1 protein-coding gene is annotated in these 1223 nt (G+C 31.3%); it reads left to right on the top strand.

Annotated elements, in window-relative coordinates:
• The first annotated feature begins 128 nt into the window (after nucleotides 1–128).
• Nucleotides 129–1118 (top strand): endonuclease NucS domain-containing protein, encoded by a 990-nt coding sequence (locus DPIF8902391_RS10450; protein WP_101917605.1) that lies wholly within the window; start codon nucleotides 129–131, stop codon nucleotides 1116–1118.
• Nucleotides 1119–1223: the final 105 nt, after the last annotated feature.

The following is a 1223-nucleotide window of genomic DNA, read 5'->3' on the forward strand; positions in this document are numbered from 1 at the left end:
ACCTACTTACGAAAATCCTTAGGGGATTTTCTATTCCGTTTTTATTTACTTAATTTAGTGCTTCAAAAATGCAACAAACCATATATAAAACGTTGCCCACAAGCTAAAACCGAACTAAACCAAAACAAATGTCTACTGAAATAAAAACTTGGGAAATTATAGAAGGAAAATTAAATCCGATAAGTTCCACACTTGCCGAAAACGGCAGAAAAGAATCTGAACATTTAGAACAATGGATAAAAACAAAACCTGATATTCTCGGAAATGATATTCTTATTATTGGAGAACAGGTTTATACAAAATCTGGTCCACTTGACTTTTTAGGAATTGACAATAATGGAAATCTTGTAATCGTTGAATTAAAAAGAGAAAAACTTGCAAGACTTGTTTTAGCTCAAGCAATTGACTATGCATCTGACTTGGCAACTTGGGACATTGAAAAATTAAGTGAAATCTGCATTGCTTTTACAGGAAATAATTTAGAAGACCAACTTTCAGCACATTTTGACGAAATAAAAATTGACGAAATAACTATAAATCAATCACAAAGATTATTACTTGTTGGTTTTGCAATAGAAGAACCTTTAAGTAGAATGATTGAATATTTATCTACCAATTTTGATATGGCAATAAATGCAATTATTTTAAATTATGTTAGAACTTCAAATGGTGCAGAAATTTTATCGAGAACAGTAACCATTCCAGAAGAAGTTGCGAAAGAAAAATCTAATAAAAAGAAGTTTAAAATTGCAATGTCTGACGAACCTGGAGAATATGAAATACCAAAACTGAAAGAACTTCTAAAATCGTATTTTATTAAAGCAAACTATTCTTCAAACAGAATAAAAACTGTTTTACTTCCAGCTTTGTTAAAAATGAAAGTCTTAACGAGAGAGCAATTCAAAAAAGAATTTGTTAAAACGAACGAAGCAGATGACGAAAGTCAAGCTGGATATTTTATTGCATTAATATCAAGTCAGTTAGGACACGCTAAAAAAGATTATTTAAGACAAATAATAAATTATGAATATCCCGAAAATCATTGGACTAAAGATAATTTCAGTTTAAGAGAAGGTTATAAAGAAATAATAGAGGAATTAATAATAGAACTGAAATAAAGCCAGTGGGCAATCGAGTAGACGGCTCCGACTAAAATAGTCGGAGTGCGCCTCTCACACCACCGTACGTACGGGTCTCGTATACGGCGGTTCGTAAATCATCAA

The organism is Tenacibaculum finnmarkense genomovar ulcerans (assembly GCF_900239495.1).
In the GTDB taxonomy this organism is placed as follows: Bacteria; Bacteroidota; Bacteroidia; order Flavobacteriales; family Flavobacteriaceae; genus Polaribacter; species Polaribacter ulcerans.